Below are 20,143 nucleotides of genomic sequence, written 5' to 3'. Positions count from 1 at the left end.
AGTATTATGACACAGTATGATCGCGATAAAGTTTGGGAGTTTCCTTGTGAAATTTGCTTCAAAGTCATGGCCACAAATCGCGACGGGATTGATATGGAGGTTGCCGAAGTGGTCAATCGCCATGCCCCCAATGATTATTCACCTACGTCAAAACTAAGCCGCGACGGTAATTATGTCTCCTTATCGTTCATGGTCACGGTAGAAAATCGTGAGCAGGTCGATGCCATGTATAAAGACGTATTTACGGTTGATGGCGTAAAAATGACGCTATAACGTCTGCTGTTTTGTGCGAACACTGGTGATTTAAAAACCTATGAGTAACGACAATACCATTATTCTCCGTGAGCTGGGGCATGAAACCTATGTGCCAGTATGGAAGCGTATGCAGCGCTTTACTGACGAGCGTGACGACACTACTACCGATGAAATTTGGCTGGTAGAGCATGACCCTGTCTTTACTCAGGGGCAAGCTGGAAAACCCGAACATTTACTATTTACAGGCGATATTCCTGTGGTTCAGGTTGATCGTGGTGGGCAAGTGACCTATCACGGACCAGGTCAGTTGGTCGCCTACTTTATGATTGACCTTCGCCGTAAAAGCATGGGCCCAAGAGACTTAGTGTCAGCGATTGAAGATGCTGTGGTCGATACATTGGCAATCTATGGTATTGAGGCTTACCCGCGCTCAGACGCGCCGGGGGTATATACCGATGAAGCGAAAATCTGCTCATTGGGCTTGCGTATTCGAAAAGGCAAGTCGTTTCATGGCTTGGCTTTGAATGTTAACATGGATCTTGAGCCATTCGCTCGGATCAACCCTTGTGGTTATCAAGGGATGGCGATGACGCACATCGCCGAGCGTGGTGGTCCCGAAACTCTGGAGCGTGTAAAGCCAGATTTAGTGGATCAATTATGCAGCAAATTAGGCTATACTAGCCGTCTAGAAATGAAGGGCCTACCTGAGTAATCGGGTAAGGTTTGAGTGCTTTTTATGTCAAAACCTGAGTCTGTTGCACAGGCTAATCCTCGTAAGAAGAAAGTTACAGGAAAAGTCGTACCGGGTCACAAAATGCGTGCCGAAGAAAAAATGGCGCGTATTCCAGTAAAAATTATGCCGACGGAAGAAATGCCGCGAAAGCCAGACTGGATTCGTGTGCGTTTACCGAATGGTAACCAAATCACTAAAATCAAAGACATGTTACGTGATAACAAGCTCCACACCGTATGTGAGGAGGCTTCGTGTCCAAACTTGCCTGAGTGTTTTGGTCACGGTACTGCGACCTTTATGATTATGGGTGACATCTGTACTCGTCGTTGCCCTTTTTGTGACGTGGCCCATGGCCGTCCGTTGGCGCTGGATCCAGAAGAACCACAGAATTTAGCCGACTCAGTGAAGTCTATGGGACTGAAGTATGTGGTGATTACATCGGTAGATCGCGATGATTTGCGTGACGGTGGCTCTCAACACATCAGTGACTGTGTACGAGTGGCGCGTGAACAAAACCCGGGCTTAAAGATTGAAGTTCTAGTACCGGATTTCCGTGGTCGTATGGAAGTAGCGCTGGATAAAATGGAATCAGGCTTGCCAGATGTTTTCAATCATAACCTTGAGACAGTGCCACGCTTGTATAAGCAGGCGCGTCCAGGTGCAGATTATCAGTGGTCGCTCGACCTGCTGAAGAAGTTTAAAGAGCGCTACCCTGGTATTCCAACGAAATCAGGCTTGATGGTTGGCTTAGGCGAAACCAACGAAGAGATTATTGAAGTACTGAAAGATCTTCGTGCGCATGGCGTCGATATGTTAACTCTAGGGCAGTATCTGCAGCCGAGTAAATATCACCATCCAGTAATGCGCTTTATGCCACCGAAAGAGTTTGATGAGTTAGGCAAGATTGCTGAAGACTTAGGTTTTACTAATGTGGCGAGTGGGCCGATGGTGAGATCGTCGTATCATGCGGATCAGCAAGCCGCTGGCCAGAAAGTTAGCTAAAAGCGGCCTTTTTGCTCAATAACTGCGTTACTTGTGATAAAAAACTCGGTTGTGTATTTGGTATACACGCCCTTGCTTTTTATCACAAAAGCCTTGTTCTTGAGCAAAAATATCAGGTTTTTTAGTTTTGTGTGTATGTGGGTTTATAAGTTCGGTCATGTATTTTGATATACATTCTCTCACTTCTAACCCCAAAAGCCTTGCTCTAGGACGACAGCATAACTTCTGGCAGGGCTGAACTTTAAGGTCTAACGCCTACTAAGGCGAAGTCCGATCCTGTTATAGCGAAGAGTATTGCAGATTGGGGTTGTAATTATCGTTACGACCCCCATGTCTATTTCTAGTAATGAATTAGTCACAATTTGATTGCTCTGTGAAAGAGCTGCTCTGTATAAGAGTTTCCCTGTCGATAAATCCCTTCATATTCTTTTATTTGCCAGAGCAACGTATTTGGTGAGCATCGTATTCCGTATCCAGCATGTTGCAATGTCTGGATAAAATTTTATAGAAAGTAAAGTGAGTTGATTATGCAAATTGAAGAAAACAAAGTCGTAAAGATTGAATACACTGTAAAAACTGAAGAGGGTGTATTAGTCGATACATCTGAGGGTAATGAGCCATTGGCCTATTTGCATGGTCATAAAAACATTATTCCAGGTCTTGAAAACGCACTGATTGGTAAAGGCGTTGAAGATGAGTTGTCGGTTACTGTGACTCCTGAAGAAGCTTACGGTGAGCGTCATGAGCAATTGATCAAAGAAGTACCAATGCAAGCGTTCCAAGGTGTTGATAAAGTAGAGCCTGGTATGCAGTTCAATGCTGAGTCGCCACAAGGGCCTCAGTTGATCACTGTAACAAAAGTTGATGGTGATACAGTCACAGTCGATGGTAACCATCCTTTAGCGGGTGTAACGTTAAACTTTGATGTGAAAGTGGTAGAAGTTCGTGATGCAAGTGAAGAAGAACTCTCACACGGTCATGTTCACGGCGCTGGTGGTCACGAACACTAGAGCATTAAAAAGGCTTTCTTCGGAAAGCCTTTTTTGTATCTGAATTCAGGCAAAGGTTTGTTGCTTTTCTGATAAATCCGTTTTACATTAGCCTTAGATGCTAACTTAAAGTTGTAATTATGACTTCTTTAGAACAACCTATTTTAATAAGCTTTAAGCTATGTCCTTTCGTGCAGAGAGCGGTTATTACGCTATTGCATAAAAAGATCGATTTCACTATCGAATATATCAATCTGCAAAAGAAACCGGATTGGTTTCTAGAAATTTCTCCGCTGGGCAAAGTGCCTTTACTTCGTGTGCAAGACCATGTGCTTTTTGAATCAGCGGTGATTAATGAATACCTTGATGAAACTCATGGTGAGCCAATGTTACCGAAAGATCCGCTAGAAAAGGCTGAACACCGAGCGTGGATTGAATTCAGTAGCAGTTTATTTAATGCTCAACATCAATTGACTCAGGCTCGTCGCGAGGAAACTTACCTTAAAATTGAAGAAGACTTAACCAAAAAGCTAGCGCCTCTCGAGCGCAAGATTGGTTCCAATGGCTTCTTTGAAGGTAAAGAATTTAGTCTTGTGGATAGTGCCTTTGCACCATTCTTAATGCGTTCACAAATTGTCGCGGATAATATTGGTATTGATCCTGTTAGTGACTACAAGAAAATTTCAAAATGGAGAGACAATTTATTGTCGCTTCCTGAAGTTCAGAAGTCCGTAGTTAAAGATTTCGAAGACTTATATATGGAAAATATTTATGAACGTGGCGGCTACTTAGCAGATCAGTAGTAAGCGTTTGGATATAATGTTATGGATCTAGTGGCCCTCTTTCAGGGCCACTTTTCATTTGTATCTTAAAAAAGAATTAAAGACGGCAGTTTGGACGCTTACCTTGCGACTGGGCTTGTTTATAAAGCTTCAATGCACTATCCATTTGCGCTTGCAGGTCTCTTATTCGGGTATCAGTGGCTGGGTGAGTGGATAAAAACTCAGGAGCATTTCCCCCACCTTGTTTTGCCATGTTTTTCCATAGTTCGACACTTTGACGAGGATCAAAGCCTGCACGCGCCATGAGTTTTAAACCAATATCATCTGCTTCTGACTCATGAGTTCGACTAAACTTTAGTACACCAACCTGAGTACCTACACCCAGTAAGCCAAGAATTTGTTGCTTCTCAGCGGTTGGCTCTCCCGCCAACACAGACGCCAACTGTAAACCTGCTGTGCCAATATATTGATGAGAAACGCGTTCATTACCATGCCTTGCCCAAACGTGACCAATTTCATGACCAAGGACTGAGGCTAATTGACTGGCATTGTCAGCGACTTTGAACATGCCTGTGTGAACGCCTATTTTGCCGCCAGGTAAGGCGAAAGCATTAGCGCTATCATCAACAAACACTTTAGTCTCCCAACGCGTGGTACGCATGTCCGGCGCAATGGCATTGAGTTCTGGTATGAGTGCATCAACGATGCAGTTAACGTAACGGTTTTGGTTGCGGTCGTTAGAAACTTTCTGGCTTTGCTTCATTGACGTAAATGCTGCAGAACCCATTTGTGACATTTGAGATTCTGGGAAAAGTGTGACCTGACTGCGTCCTGTCGGCGAGGTTGCGCAGGCACTAAGAAATGCAGCTGTCGCTAATGTGAGTACAAGTTTTTTCATAATGCGGCTCCATTGCTTTGATTTATCAATATCTTAGAAGTTAGAGTGCTTGATAGCAATCATCTTATGTAACATTTAACAAAGCTTTGTTATTTGCATCACAACCCAATTTGTAGTAATTTTTTAGTGTGCTGGTGGAATAAATGGAGTGATAACAGGATGCGCAACGAAACTGATCGTGGTGATAGTTTGCGGTATTCAGAGCAGGAGGACATGGAGGTAATTGTTTCTGTAACTGGTAGTGATAATGAACTCATTATTGTCACCCTCTCTGAAATCATCAATCGTTTTAACGGACGGTTGCAGGCTTCTCGTTTCAACCGAATTGAGAAAACCTTTAACGGCCTGTTCTATATTTCAATTAACTTAGCCTATTTCGGGCCCTTCAGAGCTTGTCTAGAAAGTTTAAACTCAGATCGACTACACTTCGAGTTCTCTCCTGCTAATTCATCCAATAGTAGCTTAACGAGTGACAAGATAAGCTTCGAGATTGAATTATATGGTCTGAGAGATAAAGTCGTCGATGTCGCGCTGTTACGTGCTTTGGCTCAAAATCAGCTGGTCGTTGATGAGATGACGCGAAAGCAATATATCTGTGACAAAGGTCGGCAGGCTTATAAAGTTAGACTGCAGGTGTCAACAGATTATATTTTTGACATTGATGAGGTTGAACGGGAGTTGCAATTACTGGCTGAAAGGTTAGATGTCCATTTAGTCGTGAACTTTGATGAGGAGTTACAGGAAGCCATCTGATTTCGGTAGTGACTTCCTGCGTCAGTTTATCAATAGATTATTCTTCGGTTTCTTCGCCATCGATGACGAAACCAATACGTCTGTCTGGTTCCTCTTCAGGAACTTTCTGAACATAACACAGCAATTCAACGTTACTTTGGTGTGCTAAAACCATACAGGGGTTGCCGCCGGCAGTACCTTCTATGCGTATGCCATGGAAAGATTCTTGTACCAAACGAGAAACTTGTATCTGTAAGCCGCCGTTGAGCATGGCTACAATTGTCGGCTCTGCATCTTTCGGCATATGCTGGCGCCACTTTTTTATCGTCCGAGCTAGACTTCTAATTAACTCGCCAGAGGAACGGTAATCATTAATTTTTTCATGATCACTGTAGAGATCGTCCAAATCCGTTTTGGGTGGCTTCACACTTGGGTGAACATTATGGAATACTTCGACTTCCTGTGGTTGGCGTTGTTGGATAATGGTTTTGTAATCATTGCTCATAAATGACCCAGTCCTTAAATAAGACAAAATAGAATACAGAAACGATAAACGAGGGTTGTGAAATAAGCAAGAGCAACGAATGATTAAGCTGTTCCAAATTTTATATAAAATAAAGCCTTACAAAAATAGTTCGACTTTTGCTGTAACTTTATTCATCATTAGCTCCCATGGAAGAGATTGTAAATAACATTATTGAGTGGATCCGGGCAAACCCTCATTGGGCAGGTGCGGCCGTTTTTGCTATCGCCTTTTTAGAATCGCTAGCTATTATCGGTTTGGCGATGCCTGGTTGGTTGCTCCTTGTTGGCGTCGGAAGCTTAATAGGTGCAGGAACCTTGAGCTTTTGGCCCATAGCCTTCTTTTGTTTTGCTGGTGCAACATTAGGCCAAGCCGTGTCGTATTTAGTTGGAGTTGCGTTTAAAGATCGCGTTCATCATTGGCCTTGGGTGCAGCGCCATCAAGGGTTGCTCCGTCGCTCAGAAGTCTTCTTTAAAAAGCATGGATTTGCAGGAATTCTTGTGGGACAGTTCATCGGGCCAATTCGAGCTGTCATTTCTTTGATAGCGGGTATTCTCGATATGCCGGCCAAAAAGTTTTTGTTAGCCGTGGTTATGGCAACATTAATTTGGGCGCCAGTCTATCTGATGCCAGGTGTTGTGTTAGGCGCTGCGTTAACTTTCCAAAAGCATGAGGTTATCATTTTAGTCGGTTGTCTGGTCACGATGGCAGTATGTTTATGGCTCCTGGGCGGTTATATTCGTGAACTGATGGCACAGCGTACAGCGCTACGTTCTGGAAAAACAATGGAATTGTCGGGCTATTTCAATCTTAAACTAGCGATAACTCTTTTTGTCATGGTAAGTGTTGTTGTATTTTTGGTGATCAGTTCTTACGGCTCACTGATGATTGAATTATCAAAAAAGATTCTCGAAGTGATTGGCTGATGTGGTGGCAAGACTTTATACAAAACCTGGCTGAGTATTGGCAACAGTTCCTGTTGATTGCCTCAGCGCACCTGTTAGCAGTAATGAGCCCAGGCCCTGATTTTGCTATCGTGATGCGCCAATCCTTGGTTTTTGGAAAACGCTTTGCCATTATTACCAGTTTAGGTATTGGCCTCGCGATATTTGTTCACGTTGCTTATGCTGTGCTGGGTATCGGCATTTTGATTCAAAGTACACAGTGGTTGTTTACGCTGATTCAGCTAGCAGGCGCGGGGTACTTAATGTACATCGGTTATGGTGCTTTGCAGGCGAAGGCAAGTGATTCAAGCAGCAATAAAGCCACTGCGAATGAAAGTGTTCAACACATGGATCAACGATCGGGCATGACTGATGGCAAAGCATTTCGGCAAGGGTTTGTGACTAACGTTTTAAATCCAAAAGCCACATTGTTTTTCTTATCACTATTTACCACTCTGGTTGAGCCAAGCACACCACTAGCGGTGCAAAGTTTTTATGGTATTTGGATGGCAGTGGTAACGGCAGCTTGGTTTGTATTTTTGTCTTATATTTTATCCAGCAATAAAGTTCGCGGATTCTTTAACCAATTTGGGCACTGGATTGATCGCGTCTTAGGACTACTGCTGATAGGACTTGCTTTGTTACTGCTCTGGAATATTGCTCAATCATTAGAGCTGATATAAGGTTGCTTCTTAAGTATTAGGTATATGCAGGACTGTTTTTCGGTAGATTGATGGTGACCTTGAGCCCACCATCGCTCGCATTTTCTGCAGAAATAGTTCCACCATTAACCTCTATGCCCCGTTTTGCAATAGTCAGGCCTAACCCTGTGCCGCCTGAGCTGCGCTCCCGAGCCTCGGTGGGGCGGTAGAAAGGTTCGAATATTTTGTCCAAGTGAGCCTCATCAATTCCCTGTCCTTTGTCATGAATTACAATACTAAAAAATGCGTTATGTTCGCTCACCGTGACAGTAACCTGAGTACCATCAGGTGTATGACGAATCGCGTTACGGATAACATTTTCGACTGAACGAGCCAATAAATTGTAGTAGCCCTTAAAGCTGATAGGCTTGCTGTTATTGAAAATAACCTCTTTGTTATTGGCCGCTGCTTCAAATTGTGCGTCACTGATAATGACATCCAATAAATCATTCACCACAAAAGTGTCTACTTGCTGATGTTGTTGGCCACGCTCTAGGGCGGCTACTTGCAATAATTCGCCAATCAGCTCATCTAGCCGTTCAACCTCTACTTCAATTCGCTCAATATGGTGAGAGCAGGCCGCTGCGTTTTGGTCACCTTGGCTGTGCTTTTGAGCTAGGCTGGCTGCGATCTGCATGCGAGTCAAAGGTGAACGGAGTTCATGCGAAACGTCACTTAGTAAACGTTTCTGTGACATGATGATGCGATTAATTCGGTCTGCCATTAAATCAAAATCTTCGGCTAAATCATGGAATTCATCGGCTCTTTTGCCGATATAGTCTTTAGCTCGGGCTTGCAGGTTACCTTTGGCGATGGCCTTGGTTGCTTTTTGTAGTTGATGAATAGGCCGAGTTAAATACCAAGCTAGTGCAAAACAAACTAGAAAACTAATACCCAAAGCAGCTAAAAGTTGCCAAATACTAATAGAGTGAAAAAAATCTGATACTAATGTACTAAAGTGCTGTTGGCTTTTTTGCTTGATAAAAAGAAGGTAGTACTGTCCGCGGCTAAAAACGATCTCTGGTCCCGAGTAGGAATAATTATTGATTGTCACCGTAGCCGGTCGGTTTCTTTGCTTATAGTAAGCGCTTAATTGGTATATAACCTCAGGTACGGTTTTACCAGAAATTTCATAACCTTGATTATTAATTATAAACGTATTATCAAGTTCTTTGGTTGAGCCACTGGGTTGGATGGGTAAGCCATTCTGATACTCTTCAATCACATGACGCAATTGAATGGTGATGGCTGTTTGTCGTAGTAGCTCTGATTCTTTGGCTGCAATGGGCACTAACCTCGTGTCTTTAGAGGTCATGCTATATAGGAATATCACACTGGTAAGGGTTAGCAAAGTAGCTAACCAGAACCATAAGAAAATCTTCCAAAAAAGGTTGGGTTTAGCGAGTTTACGTATCGTGTGAAACATACTGATAACCGACACCCCGAACGGTTTTTATTCGCTCTTCACCTTTGATGTCTGTGCCGAGCTTACGGCGAAGATTACTAATGTGCATATCAATACTTCGATCATATGCTTCGAGTGAGCGGCCCAAACACTTTTCTGATAAATCATCACGCTTAACAAGTTCGCCGGCCTGATTGGCCAGTAAATACAAAATATCAAACTCCGTAGCCGTAAGTTTAATCGCTTCATTATTGACCAGCGCTTCACGTGAACCTGGGTTGATATAAAGATCATCCAAATGAATCGAGCGAAGCTTTTTCTTCTGACGGCTATAATCTGTTTCGGTCCGGCGCAGTATCGAGCGAATTCTGGCTGTTAACTCTCTTGGGTTACAAGGCTTGCCAATGTAGTCATCAGCGCCTAACTCTAGTCCGACAATACGATCAATTTCATCTCCGCGAGCGGTTAACATCAAAATCGGTACTTGCGACTCTTTACGGACTTCTTTTAAGACATCAAACCCATTCATGTTGGGCAACATAACGTCTAACACCATCAAGTCGAAAGTGTCGTTAAGAATCAATTTTGCAGCTGAGCCACCATCGTGGGCAAGAGTAATCTCAAAGCCTTCTTGCGTCAGGTATTCCTGAAGAAGTTGGCAAAGCTCAATGTCATCGTCGGCAATTAGTAATTTGACCATATTATTCCTTGTAAAACAGACTGAACCCATTTTTGATCTTAAAAAACAGCCAGTTATTCACAATAGTAGCATGCAGCGGCTTTCTCAAGTGTAAAGAATAGTCAGTAGCCTTTACATAACTTTTCTTAGTTTTTACCGAAACCCTCAATATCTTAACACTAATTTTCGGTATAGTTTTACTTAAGCGTTGGAATACATGAACTACCCCTTAGTGATTCTAACCTTGTATGAATTTTTCTCTCCTTGATTAGACTACCCCTGTGAAATTCATACCTCTAGAACCAGGGTTGGCCTTGTTAGGCTAGCCTTGGTTTTTTTATGCCCCCAGCTATCATCATTTCTGCTATGATATTTCAAACCTCACTGGATGTGTTCGCCAGATACGATGACGCGCTATAAAAATGACTTAAATTGGATGTTGCGTTCACCAGAGCTATTGGCGCTAACTCGTCATATGAGTACTGATGAGTTAATGAGTCGAATGGAGGCTGATGACAACTTTCAATTTAAAGATACGCACCGACTGGGAGTTTATTTCGAACAACTCTGGCAGCATCTCACCAATCGCTGTGAAAGCCTAGATTCAGTCAAGCATAACTACCAAGTAATAATCAACAAACACACCTATGGTGAGTTCGATTCTATTCTTTTCGATAAGGTATTGAGCTACACCATCCATTGTGAGCTGGCCGTAAAGTTCTACTTGCAGATTGGTTCAGGTAGGGAGCTTCATCATTGGGTAGGTCCTAATTTAAGAGACCGCTTTGATCATAAGCATCAGCGATTGTTTGAACACCAACTGGCTTTATCAAATGATGAAACGATTGCTCCTTGGTTAGAGCAACAGGACATTACAATTGATCAGGTTAAGGTGTTAACACGTGGCCGACTTTTTTATCCTTTAGAAGACTTCATGCAAGAAAAGTTTAGATTCCCAAATGAAGTTAACCCGAGTCATCTTAAGGGCTTCTGGACCAGCTGGGAATCTTTTGCGCACCTCCAACTAAGCTCCGGCATTGATTGGTACTTATTGCCAAAAATGTATTGGCTGTCACCTATTTCGCCTATGGAGGTTAAAGAGTTATCACTGATTGATGATAAAGCTTTTCTCATTCACGGTCACAATGAACAGTATGAGTTTCAGCGTATTCAGCAGGTTGTTGGCGTGCGTGATGGTGAAGAAATGATGCGTGGCTTTGTGGTAACTGAGGACTGGCTAAAAAAAGCCAAGGCCCGAGTGTTTGAAGCTTAGTGTGTAAACCTAGCTACAAACACTCAATTCTAACAACACAGACCTAGAGCTTTTCGCGAATGAGTTTCTCGACTACGGCGGGTTCCGCTAGGGTAGAGGTGTCGCCGATGTTTTCAATATCGTCTTCCGCGATTTTACGCAAAATACGGCGCATGATCTTGCCCGAGCGGGTTTTCGGTAAGTCATCTGCAAACTGAAGTTTATCAGGCTTGGCAATAGGACCTATTTCTTTGGCCACATGAGCAATGAGCTCCGCTTTTAGTTCATCCGACCCTTGTTTGCCTTTCATTAAATTCACGTAGACATAAATGCCTTGGCCTTTGATATCGTGAGGATAACCGACTACAGCCGCTTCGGCGACCGACTCGTGAAGCACCAGTGCGCTTTCGATCTCAGCAGTGCCCATACGGTGGCCTGAAACGTTAAGAACATCGTCCATACGACCTGTGATCCAATAAAAACCATCGCCATCGCGCTGTGCTCCATCGCCAGAAAAATAGTACCCTGGAAATTGTGAAAAATAGGTGTCGTAAAAGCGTTGGTGATCACCCCACACGGAGCGCATCTGCCCAGGCCATGAGTGCTTCATGACTAAACTGCCGCTTGCGACACCATCGAGTTCATTGGCATCCGTGTCCAGTAACGCAGGTTGTATGCCAAAGAAAGGACGGGTCGCAGATCCCGGTTTAAGCTTTGTTGCGCCCGGAAGTGGTGAAATTAAAATACCACCTGTTTCCGTTTGCCACCAAGTATCAACGATAGGACAGCGCTTTTCGCCGACAACATTAAAGTACCATTCCCATGCTTCAGGGTTAATCGGCTCACCAACCGTGCCTAAAACTCTCAGCGATTGGCGCGAGGTCTTGGTCACCGCTTCGTCGCCACCAGCCATCAGTGCACGTATAGCGGTTGGCGCGGTATAAAAGAGGCTGACCTTGTGTTTATCGACAATATCCCAAAAGCGTGAAGCATTAGGATAATTCGGTACGCCTTCAAACATTAAGGTAGTCGCACCGTTGGCGAGTGGGCCATAGAAAATATAGGAGTGACCGGTGATCCATCCTGCGTCAGCCGTACACCAGTAAATATCACCATCGTGGTAGTCGAAAATGTATTTATGCGTCATGGCAGTGTAAAGAATGTAGCCGCCTGTGGTATGCATCACGCCTTTAGGTTTGCCGGTTGAGCCTGAGGTGTAAAGGATGAACAGTGGATCTTCTGCGTCCATGACTTCAGGAGCGCATTCTGGCTGCATGTCTTGCTTTAAGACGTTGTAATCGACATCGCGCTCAGTGTGCCACTCTATATCGTTATTTTGGCTTTTTACCACCATCACGGTATGAACATCAGGGCATCCCTTCAAAGCTTCGTCAGCATTAGCTTTTAATGGCACCTGTTTGCCACCACGTACGCCTGCGTCGGCGGTGACAACCACTTGGCAATCACTGTCCAGAATTCTGCTTTTCAGAGCTTCAGGAGAAAAACCGCCAAAAACGACAGAGTGGATAGCACCGATTCGAGCACAAGCCAACATGGCGTAGCCAACTTCAGGAATCATCGGCATGTAAATACAGACACGATCACCTTTTTTAACGCCGCGAGATTTTAATGCGTTAGCGAAGCGACAGACTTCATCATGCAACTCTTGGAAACTGATGTAGCGTTGCTGGTCGGGTTCATCGCCTTCCCAAATGATAGCGGTTTGATCGGCTTTGTCTTTTAAGTGACGATCAATACAGTTGTAGGAAGCGTTAAGCTTACCGCCTTTGAACCAGCTAATCTCAGCCTTGTTATAGTCAACATTGCTGGTTTCTTCCCACGGCTCAAACCAATCCACAAACTGGTGCGCCATACGAGACCAAAACTTATCGGGATCTTGTACCGACTGTTGGTACATACGGTGGTATGTGTCTTCATCAATATGCGGCTTATATTGAGGGTTATTGATGATGGGATAGGTTTTCACCTCTGACATTTCTGACTCCTGTAATCACTAAGCTTTATATTTTTTTCTTTAATCGATTGTCTCAGCATAAACCAAATCGAAAAAAGGCGAAAGTGACAAACCGTCATATCGGTTATTCGGGTAGTTTCTGTCTTTGCTGAGCAAATCTAAGCTTACTTTGCTCTCTTGCGAAAGCGGGAATCTGTCGACAATTGGTGTGTGCATTTAAAGCGTAAGCGTTACATTATCGATGAGTCTTACTTTTCCGAGGAAAGCAGCGGCTAAGATCACAAGGTTCTTGTCGGAGGTTTCTGCGACTTGCAGCGTGTCCGCGTTAGCAATATTGAAATAATCGACGCGAAAGCCTTGTTCCGTTAATTGGTTTACAGCAGACTGTTCAACTTGATCGAAACTCAGTTTGTGGTTGGCCAGCTGCTCTTTGGCCCACTGCAAAACGCGTTGAATGCCAGCAGCATGATCTTTTTGTTCTTGGCTCAGGTAGCCATTGCGGGAACTCATGGCTAGGCCATTGGCTTCACGCAAAATCGGCGCGCCGATAATGGTCACGGGCATGTTGAGGTCTTGCACCATGCGACGAATGATAGCTAGTTGCTGGAAGTCTTTTTGACCAAAGATAGCTATATCTGGGCGAACCATATTGAACAATTTAGTCACGATGGTGGTGACCCCGTCAAAGTGCCCTGGGCGTGATGCTCCGCAATGATCTTGACCAAGGTCCGCGACATGCACGCTGGTTAGGTTGGGGCGAGCAGGGTTGTCAGAAAAACCAGGGTAGACTTCTTCAACGCTTGGTGCGAAAACGATATCCGTATCGTGGTTCAATAGTTTTTCACAGTCCGCATCAAATGTTCGTGGGTAGGAGTCGAAATCTTCATTGGGCCCAAACTGCGTTGGATTAACAAATAAACTGACCACCACGACATCAGACATTTCCTTGGCTTTATCGACCAAGCTCAAGTGACCTTGATGCAAATTCCCCATGGTCGGAACAAAGCCAATGGTCTTTCCTGTTTGACGATGTTCTAGCAATGCTTGCTGCAATTCTGCAATGGTTTTGACGGTGATCATGGTTCTGTTCTAGGCTTCGCCCGTTTATTCGAATGAGTGCTCTGCGGCAGGGAAATTCTCTGCTTTGACTTCGTCATGGTAAAGTTTGATAGCAGCCTTGATGTCGCCATGAGCATCGGCCATAAAGTTACGTACAAACTTGGCTTGGAAGGGTGATATACCCAGCATATCGTGCAACACGAGGACCTGACCATCAACATCAACACCTGCGCCAATGCCCATCACGGGAATTGAAAGCTCCTGTGCAATTTGTTTGGCTAATTCGTTTGGTACGCATTCAAGAACGAGCATTCGTGCGCCAGCGGCTTCGAGCGCTTTGGCTTCCTCGATCATGGTTTGAGCCGCATCGTCTTCACGGCCCTGAACTTTGAATCCACCTAGCGCATCGACTGACTGTGGTGTTAAACCGAGGTGAGTACAGACCGGAATACCACGGACAGTTAAGCCTTGAATCGTATCCAGTAACCAAGCACCGCCCTCGAGCTTCACCATTTGCGCACCTGCCTGCATGATGCGGCGAGCGGTATCGTAGGCTTCTTCAGGCGTGCTGTAGGACATGTAAGGCATATCACCGACGATTAAGCAGTTTTCGTTGCCACGGGAGACGCACTCGATATGGTATTCCATTTGCTCTATTGTCACTGGAACCGTGGTTTTTTGACCTTGAATGACGTTCCCCAGCGAGTCGCCAACTAAAATCATATCAATACCAACTTCAGACATGACGTTAGCAAAAGTGGCGTCATAAGCCGTCAGGCAGCTGAATTTCTCGCCTTCGGCTTTGAGTTTTTCGATATGACTAATGCTTGTGAACTTCATTTAAATTCTCTACTCTTTACTCGTTATTCTCTGCTGGTAGACCTGCTTACACTGCCGGGTGTGGATTGAAATAATTCCGTCCGGAATCCGTCGCGTGTATTTGCTCCAGCAGCATTTCAAAATCTTTCTCGTTTTCCACTAAGTCGATCCCCGATGCGTTAACGATCAGCAGCGGCGATTCGTGATAGTAATAGAAAAAGTCCGTATAAGCATCGCAAATGGTTTGCAGGTATTCCTGGCTAATCGGAGCTTCTTCACGACGACCGCGCTTTTTGATGCGATCGGCCAAGACGGATACTGGAGCCTGTAAATAAATGACTAAATCAGGCTTTGGAGCATCAATAGTTAAGTTGTCATAAACCTGCTCATAAAGGCGTAACTCTTCTTCGTCCAGCGTTGAGCGTGCGAATAATCGGTCTTTATCCATCAAGTAGTCTGCCACACGAAGCGGCGTGAACATATCCGACTGGCGAACTTCTTGTAATTGACGGGCTCGCTGAAAGAGAAAGTAAAGCTGTGTCGGTAGAGCGCCAGCTTTCGGATCTTGATAAAAGCGCTCCAGAAACGGATTTTCTTCGGCTTCTTCTAAAATCAGTTCGCTACCTAAGACTTCCGATAACTTACGAGCCAGAGTGGTTTTGCCGACGCCAATTGGGCCTTCTACTGCGATAAAGTTGTGTGGGATTTTGATGTTCATGCTGACTCTTGGTCTCCTAATCGCTCGTCGTTATCGTCTTAGTCTATTTTTTCGAGTTGGTAACGTTCACACTGCTCTAATGCTTCGTTTATCGTATCGCCATCTGGAAAAACAAGGGTTGGGCTTATTTCGGCCAGTGGCAAAAGGACAAAGTCACGCTCTTTGGCCCCATAGTGTGGCAGGGTTAAGCGCTCCGTCTGCATGATTGTATGATCGTAGAGCACAATATCCAAATCAATTGTGCGTGCTCCCCAACGTTCTTTGCGTACACGACCTTGTTGTTTTTCAATGGCTTGCAATTTATCCAGTAGCTCTAATGGTGCCAGTCTGGTATGAACTTTTGCGACTGCATTGATGAATGGTGGTTGATCTTGTGGACCCATTGGAGCGCTTTGGTACAAGCTTGAGTATGCAAGAAGGTAAGTGCCGGGCAGTTGATCAATAGCAAGCAAGGCATCATGCACTTGCTGCGCGGGATTTTCTAAGTTGCTACCAAGAGCGATATAGCTAACAACGGTTTGTTGCATCAAGAATCCTAGCGATCGCCCTTTGGCTTACGGCGACGTTTACCACCTTTACGGCGACGTCCTTTTGGCAGCATGGCATGTTGTGTCTCTTTGTCCGCGTCTTGGAACTTTGTCCACCAGTCTGCAATTTCTCGCAGCGATGGATCGGATTCTGCGCGTAGCATCAGGAAGTCATAGGCCGCGCGGAATCGTGGATGGCCTAAGACGGACCATACTTTTTTGCCATGGCGCTGAGGTAAGCGAACCTGTAATGCCCAAATATCACGAATGACGAGGCTGTAGCGTTTCGGGATAGAAATGCATTGGCCTTGCTCGCCGAGTATGCGTCCCATGCTTTTAAAGAAAGCATCATTAAAATTCATGCCTTTGGTTTCAAGCTGATGAGCTCGCTCGAGTAATGGCTGCCACAACAACACTGCAATCAAAAATGCTGGGTTTACGGTGTTATCACTAGCGATGCGTTTATCTGTATTTTCTAAGGCTGCATGAATAAAAATTTCAAAGTCTTGGTGTTCCGCTAATAATGCTTCGGTAGCTGGAAACAATTTTCCGAGAAGCCCATGTTGCTGCAACGCTTTAAATGTCGCTTCGCCTTTACCGGCGAGGAACATTTTGCGGTATTCTTCAAACAGTCTGGCTGCTGGGACTTGCTCTAAATAGGGCGCTAGCTCAGCAATGGGTGCTAATGTTTTTTCTTCTATCGTGAGATCAAGCTTAGTCGCTAGACGCACGGCGCGTAGCATTCTAACGGGGTCTTCGCGGTAGCGAGTTTCAGGATCACCAATCATGCGTAGCTGACGCTTACGCAAATCCGTCAAGCCACCGCAGTAATCGTGCACACTGAAATCTTTAACGCTGTAATAGAGTGCGTTTACCGTAAAGTCTCGACGCTCAGCATCTTCTTCAATAGTGCCGTAAACATTATCGCGTAGAATCATGCCGTCTTTGGCTTGCTCAATATTGCTGTCGCAGTGGGCACGAAATGTCGCAACTTCGATGATGTCGCGACCAAACATAATGTGTACCAACTTGAAGCGTCGGCCAATGATTCGACTGTTACGGAACAGTCCTCGAATTTGTTCAGGCGTGGCGTTGGTGGTGATATCAAAATCTTTTGGGTGCAGCCCAAGAAGAATATCTCGCACGCCACCGCCGACTAAAAACGCATCGTACCCAGCTTTATTGAGACGATACAGCACCTTCAGCGCATTGTCGCTGATGTCTTTGCGTGAAACTCTATGTTGGTCACGTGGAATGATGTGGTCGGATTGGGTCATGTTTGAGGTTGTACTGCTGTGTTGCTTGCTATCTGCTCCAGAAAACCACCGTTTAATTGTTGAGATCAATGCGCTTCATGAGTATGGGTTACTTTTGATTGTGCAATAATAGCACAGACCCTAGTCAAAATAAGGTATTTGTTGCTGCTGGGGGATGCTTTCTAGCGAAAAATGCTCGATTGCCCAATCAATAATGATTTCAGGAGGTTCGTTGCGTAATGATACAGGAGGCTTTTGCCCTAAAAATGCTATGGCTTGATGGAGCTGCTGACTTGGGTGTTGCGAATCTATCGCTTCAGCATGGTTCTGTTTGGAGAGTTTATTGCCGTCTTGATTAATCGCTAAAGGCAGGTGGTACCACAAAGGCGCTGGCTTATCTAAAACCTCGTATAAGCGCAGCTGGCGCGGTGTTGAGTCGAGCAGATCGATACCTCGCACTACATGATCAATCCCGGCATCAATATCATCAACCACTACAGCCAGCTGATACGCCATGAGCCCATCTTTGCGCTTTACCGTGAAGTCTTCTTGGTACAGGCTGGAGTCGAATTCGCAATCCCCTTGGATATGATCGTAAAAATGGTAACTGCCTTCGCCATGACGCAGTTTCCATGCGACTTCGCCATCAAAGCTTAGTTTTTTGTTCTGGCAAATATTAGGGTATCGACCATCATCACTGAGTTTACTGATTTTCTTTCGCGTGCAGTCACAGGCATAAAGCAAGTCTTTGCGTTTTAACTCTTCAAGAATCTCATGAAAGCGCGGAATGCTTTCGCTTTGATAAACGATTGGACCATCCCAGTGCAGCCCAAATGCTTCTAGCTGTCTCAGAATAGTATCAGCTGCACCTTCGATTTCGCGTGGTGGGTCGATATCTTCGATACGAACTTGCCACTCGGCACCATAAAATTTTGCGATAAGATAACTGCCGACGGCAGCGACTAATGAACCAAAGTGTAAAGGGCCTGAAGGCGAGGGTGCAAATCTTCCGCGAAGGTAGGGTTTCGCTGGGGGTGACGTCGATTGTCCGAACTCGCTGTTAAGGCGAGTCCGGGAATCTTTGAGAGAGCTGTTGGGTGTCGCGGGCATTAACTGCCGTATTGACGCTCTTTAATTTCGTCAAGCGTTTTGCAGTCGATACAAAGCTCTGCTGTTGGGCGGGCTTCTAAGCGGCGGATACCAATTTCAATACCGCAAGACTCGCAATAGCCATATTCATCGTCATCAATCTTGTTGATTGACTGAATAATTTTCTTCAACAGTTTACGCTCGCGATCACGCGTACGAAGCTCTAAAGAAAACTCTTCTTCTTGTGACGCGCGGTCGACTGGGTCTGGGAAATTAGCGGCTTCGTCTTGCATGTGATGCACAGTGCGATCCACTTCTTCCATCAACTGACGTTTCCATTCGTTTAGGATATGACGGAAGTGCTCATATTGAGCATCGTTCATATATTCTTCGCCTTTTTTTTCTTTATAAGGCTGAATTCCTAATTTTTCTAAGGTTGTATTTGTAACTGCTTTTTTACGTGGCATCTAATTCAATGCTCCATTTACTTAATGGTAACTTCTGACTTAAAGTCAGCCCACTTCTTCATTTGTGCATTGACAAACTTTTAAAAAAGTGAAAGAGGGATATTAGCCCCCTGAGTACCAATTGAAAAGCCAAATTTGCCAAAATAGGACAAATTTTTCTTAAGATTGATCTAACCAGTTGAAATTACTATAAAATTACTGGTAAGGCCTGTCGCAGTTTTATTTCTGCGGCACTGATATGGGTATTGTATGCATAAATTTCAACCCCTTTTTGTGCTGCATCGTTCAATAATTCAGCATATTTGGGGTCAATATGAGACGCAGGGCTCACCGTTCGGATGCCAGTATGCTGCACCAAGAAGAATAAAACTGCTCGGTGACCTTGCTCAACCATGCTGATGAGTTCGCGAATATGCTTCTGCCCACGAGTACTGACGGCATCGGGAAAATACCCCGCTCCGGGTTGAAACTCTTCGCCTGTTTTTTCATTAACACCAGATTCGAGCAAGGTTACGGTTTTAATTTCTACGTAGCAGTTTGGTTTATTAGGATCGGTTAGCAGCAGATCAATACGGCTATTCTCATCGCCATACTTTACTTCCTGTTGCAACGACTCGTAACCTCGCAGTTCCGCTACAACACCATTGTCGATACCTTCACTGACCACTTGATTAGCCAAGTGAGTATTAATACAAATCCAGTCACCTTGCAGGTTTTGATTCAATACCCATGTGTATAAATACTTCCGTTTAGGGTTTTGTGAGTCTAACAACCAGGCCGTATCGCCTTCTTGCCAGCAATTTTTCATCGAACCTGTATTCGGACAATGAGCCGTAAATTCACCATGCTCATCATTCACCACATCCGACAAAAAGCGTTTATAGCGTTTAAGCAGTGTGGTTTTTATTAGGGGTGGAGAGAATTTCAAGGTGTTTGGTCGTTATTCAGCGTAAAATACTTTGCCGTTTTCTATTTCTAGATTCACTTCGCTGAGGTGGGCGCCGGCGCAGGGTCCTGCGACGCAACGGCCTGTATCGGGTTCGAATAGGGCACCGTGGGTAAAGCACATGAGGTACTGTTCGTCGTCCGTCATGAATTCGTCTTCTTGCCAGTTAAGATTGGTTCCGGCGTGTGGGCAGCGGTTAACATAGCCATAAACATTCAATCCACGACGCACAATGATCAAGTCGCGATCTTCGCTTGGCGAAGGGTGTGGGAATGCTTTTGCTTGACCGTCTTTAATGTCGGTGACTAAACATAAGTGTGACATATTGAGCCCCCTAAGAAACCCTATCAGTTTGTAATAACCATTTTAACATAACGGAAACCTGCAATAGC

23 protein-coding genes are annotated in these 20,143 nt (G+C 44.7%); 9 read left to right on the top strand and 14 right to left on the bottom strand.

What is annotated here, in order from left to right; all coding sequences use genetic code 11:
* Positions 1-6: 6 nt before the first annotated feature.
* The 5 genes from KFK88_RS00310 to KFK88_RS00290 all read left to right on the top strand — a co-directional run bounded on the left by KFK88_RS00310 (position 7) and on the right by KFK88_RS00290 (position 3,782).
* The gene (locus tag KFK88_RS00310) at positions 7-273 is read left to right on the top strand and encodes a YbeD family protein (protein WP_223576665.1); all 267 of its coding nucleotides are present in this window, start codon (positions 7-9) and stop codon (positions 271-273) included.
* Positions 274-313: 40 nt separating this feature from the next.
* Positions 314-967 (top strand): lipoyl(octanoyl) transferase LipB, encoded by a 654-nt coding sequence (lipB, locus tag KFK88_RS00305; RefSeq protein ID WP_223576664.1) that lies wholly within the window; start codon positions 314-316, stop codon positions 965-967.
* Positions 968-1,069: 102 nt separating this feature from the next.
* Positions 1,070-1,990: a lipoyl synthase gene (lipA, locus tag KFK88_RS00300; RefSeq protein WP_263296348.1), complete on the top strand. Its 921-nt coding sequence runs from the start codon at positions 1,070-1,072 to the stop codon at positions 1,988-1,990.
* Positions 1,991-2,517: 527 nt separating this feature from the next.
* Positions 2,518-3,000, top strand: coding sequence for an FKBP-type peptidyl-prolyl cis-trans isomerase (locus KFK88_RS00295; RefSeq protein WP_223576662.1), 483 nt, complete (start codon positions 2,518-2,520; stop codon positions 2,998-3,000).
* A gap of 119 nt (positions 3,001-3,119) precedes the next feature.
* Positions 3,120-3,782, top strand: coding sequence for a glutathione S-transferase family protein (locus KFK88_RS00290; protein WP_223576661.1), 663 nt, complete (start codon positions 3,120-3,122; stop codon positions 3,780-3,782).
* 76 nt (positions 3,783-3,858) lie between these two features.
* Here KFK88_RS00290 and KFK88_RS00285 read toward each other — a convergent pair whose 3' ends face one another.
* Entirely contained in the window at positions 3,859-4,659 is an 801-nt protein-coding gene (locus tag KFK88_RS00285) for a M48 family metallopeptidase (RefSeq protein WP_223576660.1), read from the bottom strand.
* A 159-nt stretch (positions 4,660-4,818) separates the two neighbouring features.
* Between KFK88_RS00285 and KFK88_RS00280 the strand changes: the two genes are divergently transcribed.
* Positions 4,819-5,412 (top strand): hypothetical protein, encoded by a 594-nt coding sequence (locus KFK88_RS00280; RefSeq protein ID WP_223576659.1) that lies wholly within the window; start codon positions 4,819-4,821, stop codon positions 5,410-5,412.
* 37 nt (positions 5,413-5,449) lie between these two features.
* Here the strand turns inward: KFK88_RS00280 and KFK88_RS00275 are convergent, their stop codons facing one another.
* Positions 5,450-5,896 carry a hypothetical protein gene (locus KFK88_RS00275; RefSeq protein ID WP_223576658.1) on the bottom strand — a complete coding sequence of 149 codons (447 nt, stop codon included), beginning with the start codon at positions 5,894-5,896 and terminating at the stop codon, positions 5,450-5,452.
* Positions 5,897-6,063: 167 nt separating this feature from the next.
* Between KFK88_RS00275 and KFK88_RS00270 the strand changes: the two genes are divergently transcribed.
* Together KFK88_RS00270 and KFK88_RS00265 are read left to right on the top strand one after the other, a co-directional pair.
* A complete protein-coding gene (locus KFK88_RS00270; protein ID WP_223576657.1) occupies positions 6,064-6,840 on the top strand; it encodes a DedA family protein in 777 nt (258 codons plus the stop codon).
* Positions 6,840-7,541, top strand: a complete 702-nt coding sequence (locus tag KFK88_RS00265) for a LysE family translocator (protein WP_223576656.1) — start codon at positions 6,840-6,842, stop codon at positions 7,539-7,541. The genes KFK88_RS00270 and KFK88_RS00265 overlap by 1 nt, the downstream gene beginning before the upstream one ends.
* 16 nt (positions 7,542-7,557) lie before the next feature.
* On the opposite strand, the gene KFK88_RS00260 is transcribed toward KFK88_RS00265, so the two are convergent.
* Together KFK88_RS00260 and KFK88_RS00255 are read right to left on the bottom strand one after the other, a co-directional pair.
* Complete coding sequence (locus KFK88_RS00260) at positions 7,558-8,985, bottom strand: ATP-binding protein (RefSeq protein ID WP_223576655.1); 1,428 nt, start codon at positions 8,983-8,985, stop codon at positions 7,558-7,560.
* Positions 8,966-9,664 carry a response regulator gene (locus KFK88_RS00255; RefSeq protein WP_223576654.1) on the bottom strand — a complete coding sequence of 233 codons (699 nt, stop codon included), beginning with the start codon at positions 9,662-9,664 and terminating at the stop codon, positions 8,966-8,968. Before KFK88_RS00255 ends, KFK88_RS00260 begins: the two co-directional genes overlap by 20 nt.
* A gap of 385 nt (positions 9,665-10,049) precedes the next feature.
* Between KFK88_RS00255 and KFK88_RS00250 the strand changes: the two genes are divergently transcribed.
* On the top strand, positions 10,050-10,916 hold the full coding sequence (locus KFK88_RS00250) for a DUF1853 family protein (protein WP_223576653.1): 867 nt from the start codon (positions 10,050-10,052) through the stop codon (positions 10,914-10,916).
* A 43-nt stretch (positions 10,917-10,959) separates the two neighbouring features.
* On the opposite strand, the gene acs is transcribed toward KFK88_RS00250, so the two are convergent.
* From acs to KFK88_RS00200, 10 genes are all read right to left on the bottom strand, one after another.
* Complete coding sequence (gene acs, locus KFK88_RS00245) at positions 10,960-12,891, bottom strand: acetate--CoA ligase (RefSeq protein ID WP_223576652.1); 1,932 nt, start codon at positions 12,889-12,891, stop codon at positions 10,960-10,962.
* Positions 12,892-13,086: 195 nt separating this feature from the next.
* A complete protein-coding gene (panC, locus tag KFK88_RS00240; protein WP_223576651.1) occupies positions 13,087-13,950 on the bottom strand; it encodes a pantoate--beta-alanine ligase in 864 nt (287 codons plus the stop codon).
* A gap of 24 nt (positions 13,951-13,974) precedes the next feature.
* On the bottom strand, positions 13,975-14,769 hold the full coding sequence (gene panB, locus KFK88_RS00235) for a 3-methyl-2-oxobutanoate hydroxymethyltransferase (protein ID WP_223576650.1): 795 nt from the start codon (positions 14,767-14,769) through the stop codon (positions 13,975-13,977).
* A gap of 46 nt (positions 14,770-14,815) precedes the next feature.
* Positions 14,816-15,466 carry a deoxynucleoside kinase gene (locus KFK88_RS00230; RefSeq protein ID WP_223576649.1) on the bottom strand — a complete coding sequence of 217 codons (651 nt, stop codon included), beginning with the start codon at positions 15,464-15,466 and terminating at the stop codon, positions 14,816-14,818.
* Between the two features lie 38 nt (positions 15,467-15,504).
* On the bottom strand, positions 15,505-15,993 hold the full coding sequence (gene folK, locus KFK88_RS00225; RefSeq protein ID WP_223576648.1) for a 2-amino-4-hydroxy-6-hydroxymethyldihydropteridine diphosphokinase: 489 nt from the start codon (positions 15,991-15,993) through the stop codon (positions 15,505-15,507).
* Between the two features lie 8 nt (positions 15,994-16,001).
* Positions 16,002-17,270, bottom strand: a complete 1,269-nt coding sequence (gene pcnB / locus KFK88_RS00220; protein WP_223576647.1) for a polynucleotide adenylyltransferase PcnB — start codon at positions 17,268-17,270, stop codon at positions 16,002-16,004.
* A 120-nt stretch (positions 17,271-17,390) separates the two neighbouring features.
* Positions 17,391-18,359, bottom strand: coding sequence for a tRNA glutamyl-Q(34) synthetase GluQRS (gene gluQRS, locus KFK88_RS00215; RefSeq protein WP_223576646.1), 969 nt, complete (start codon positions 18,357-18,359; stop codon positions 17,391-17,393).
* A complete protein-coding gene (dksA, locus tag KFK88_RS00210; RefSeq protein WP_223576645.1) occupies positions 18,359-18,805 on the bottom strand; it encodes an RNA polymerase-binding protein DksA in 447 nt (148 codons plus the stop codon). The genes gluQRS and dksA overlap by 1 nt, the downstream gene beginning before the upstream one ends.
* A gap of 187 nt (positions 18,806-18,992) precedes the next feature.
* Positions 18,993-19,733 (bottom strand): DNA/RNA nuclease SfsA, encoded by a 741-nt coding sequence (gene sfsA / locus KFK88_RS00205; protein WP_223576644.1) that lies wholly within the window; start codon positions 19,731-19,733, stop codon positions 18,993-18,995.
* Positions 19,734-19,745: 12 nt separating this feature from the next.
* Positions 19,746-20,075 carry a Rieske (2Fe-2S) protein gene (locus KFK88_RS00200; protein WP_223576643.1) on the bottom strand — a complete coding sequence of 110 codons (330 nt, stop codon included), beginning with the start codon at positions 20,073-20,075 and terminating at the stop codon, positions 19,746-19,748.
* Positions 20,076-20,143 lie beyond the last annotated feature (68 nt).

Origin of the sequence: Kangiella taiwanensis (genome assembly GCF_020005165.1) — a bacterium.
Lineage (GTDB): Bacteria > Pseudomonadota > Gammaproteobacteria > Enterobacterales > Kangiellaceae > Kangiella > Kangiella taiwanensis.
This window is presented reverse-complemented; position numbering and strand designations above follow the sequence as displayed.

What these genes read in the sequence shown, in the direction of transcription:
- KFK88_RS00275 (WP_223576658.1), bottom strand. Translation starts at nt 5,896, where the DNA reads ATGAGCAATGATTACAAAACCATTATCCAACAACGCCAACCACAGGAA.
- acs (WP_223576652.1), bottom strand. Translation starts at nt 12,891, where the DNA reads ATGTCAGAGGTGAAAACCTATCCCATCATCAATAACCCTCAATATAAG.
- KFK88_RS00280 (WP_223576659.1), top strand. Translation starts at nt 4,819, where the DNA reads ATGCGCAACGAAACTGATCGTGGTGATAGTTTGCGGTATTCAGAGCAG.
- folK (WP_223576648.1), bottom strand. Translation starts at nt 15,993, where the DNA reads ATGCAACAAACCGTTGTTAGCTATATCGCTCTTGGTAGCAACTTAGAA.
- lipB (WP_223576664.1), top strand. Translation starts at nt 314, where the DNA reads ATGAGTAACGACAATACCATTATTCTCCGTGAGCTGGGGCATGAAACC.
- panC (WP_223576651.1), bottom strand. Translation starts at nt 13,950, where the DNA reads ATGATCACCGTCAAAACCATTGCAGAATTGCAGCAAGCATTGCTAGAA.
- KFK88_RS00285 (WP_223576660.1), bottom strand. Translation starts at nt 4,659, where the DNA reads ATGAAAAAACTTGTACTCACATTAGCGACAGCTGCATTTCTTAGTGCC.
- lipA (WP_263296348.1), top strand. Translation starts at nt 1,070, where the DNA reads ATGCGTGCCGAAGAAAAAATGGCGCGTATTCCAGTAAAAATTATGCCG.
- pcnB (WP_223576647.1), bottom strand. Translation starts at nt 17,270, where the DNA reads ATGACCCAATCCGACCACATCATTCCACGTGACCAACATAGAGTTTCA.
- KFK88_RS00260 (WP_223576655.1), bottom strand. Translation starts at nt 8,985, where the DNA reads ATGTTTCACACGATACGTAAACTCGCTAAACCCAACCTTTTTTGGAAG.
- gluQRS (WP_223576646.1), bottom strand. Translation starts at nt 18,359, where the DNA reads ATGCCCGCGACACCCAACAGCTCTCTCAAAGATTCCCGGACTCGCCTT.
- KFK88_RS00310 (WP_223576665.1), top strand. Translation starts at nt 7, where the DNA reads ATGACACAGTATGATCGCGATAAAGTTTGGGAGTTTCCTTGTGAAATT.
- KFK88_RS00250 (WP_223576653.1), top strand. Translation starts at nt 10,050, where the DNA reads ATGACGCGCTATAAAAATGACTTAAATTGGATGTTGCGTTCACCAGAG.
- KFK88_RS00200 (WP_223576643.1), bottom strand. Translation starts at nt 20,075, where the DNA reads ATGTCACACTTATGTTTAGTCACCGACATTAAAGACGGTCAAGCAAAA.
- dksA (WP_223576645.1), bottom strand. Translation starts at nt 18,805, where the DNA reads ATGCCACGTAAAAAAGCAGTTACAAATACAACCTTAGAAAAATTAGGA.
- KFK88_RS00230 (WP_223576649.1), bottom strand. Translation starts at nt 15,466, where the DNA reads ATGAACATCAAAATCCCACACAACTTTATCGCAGTAGAAGGCCCAATT.
- KFK88_RS00295 (WP_223576662.1), top strand. Translation starts at nt 2,518, where the DNA reads ATGCAAATTGAAGAAAACAAAGTCGTAAAGATTGAATACACTGTAAAA.
- KFK88_RS00270 (WP_223576657.1), top strand. Translation starts at nt 6,064, where the DNA reads ATGGAAGAGATTGTAAATAACATTATTGAGTGGATCCGGGCAAACCCT.
- KFK88_RS00290 (WP_223576661.1), top strand. Translation starts at nt 3,120, where the DNA reads ATGACTTCTTTAGAACAACCTATTTTAATAAGCTTTAAGCTATGTCCT.
- panB (WP_223576650.1), bottom strand. Translation starts at nt 14,769, where the DNA reads ATGAAGTTCACAAGCATTAGTCATATCGAAAAACTCAAAGCCGAAGGC.
- KFK88_RS00265 (WP_223576656.1), top strand. Translation starts at nt 6,840, where the DNA reads ATGTGGTGGCAAGACTTTATACAAAACCTGGCTGAGTATTGGCAACAG.
- KFK88_RS00255 (WP_223576654.1), bottom strand. Translation starts at nt 9,664, where the DNA reads ATGGTCAAATTACTAATTGCCGACGATGACATTGAGCTTTGCCAACTT.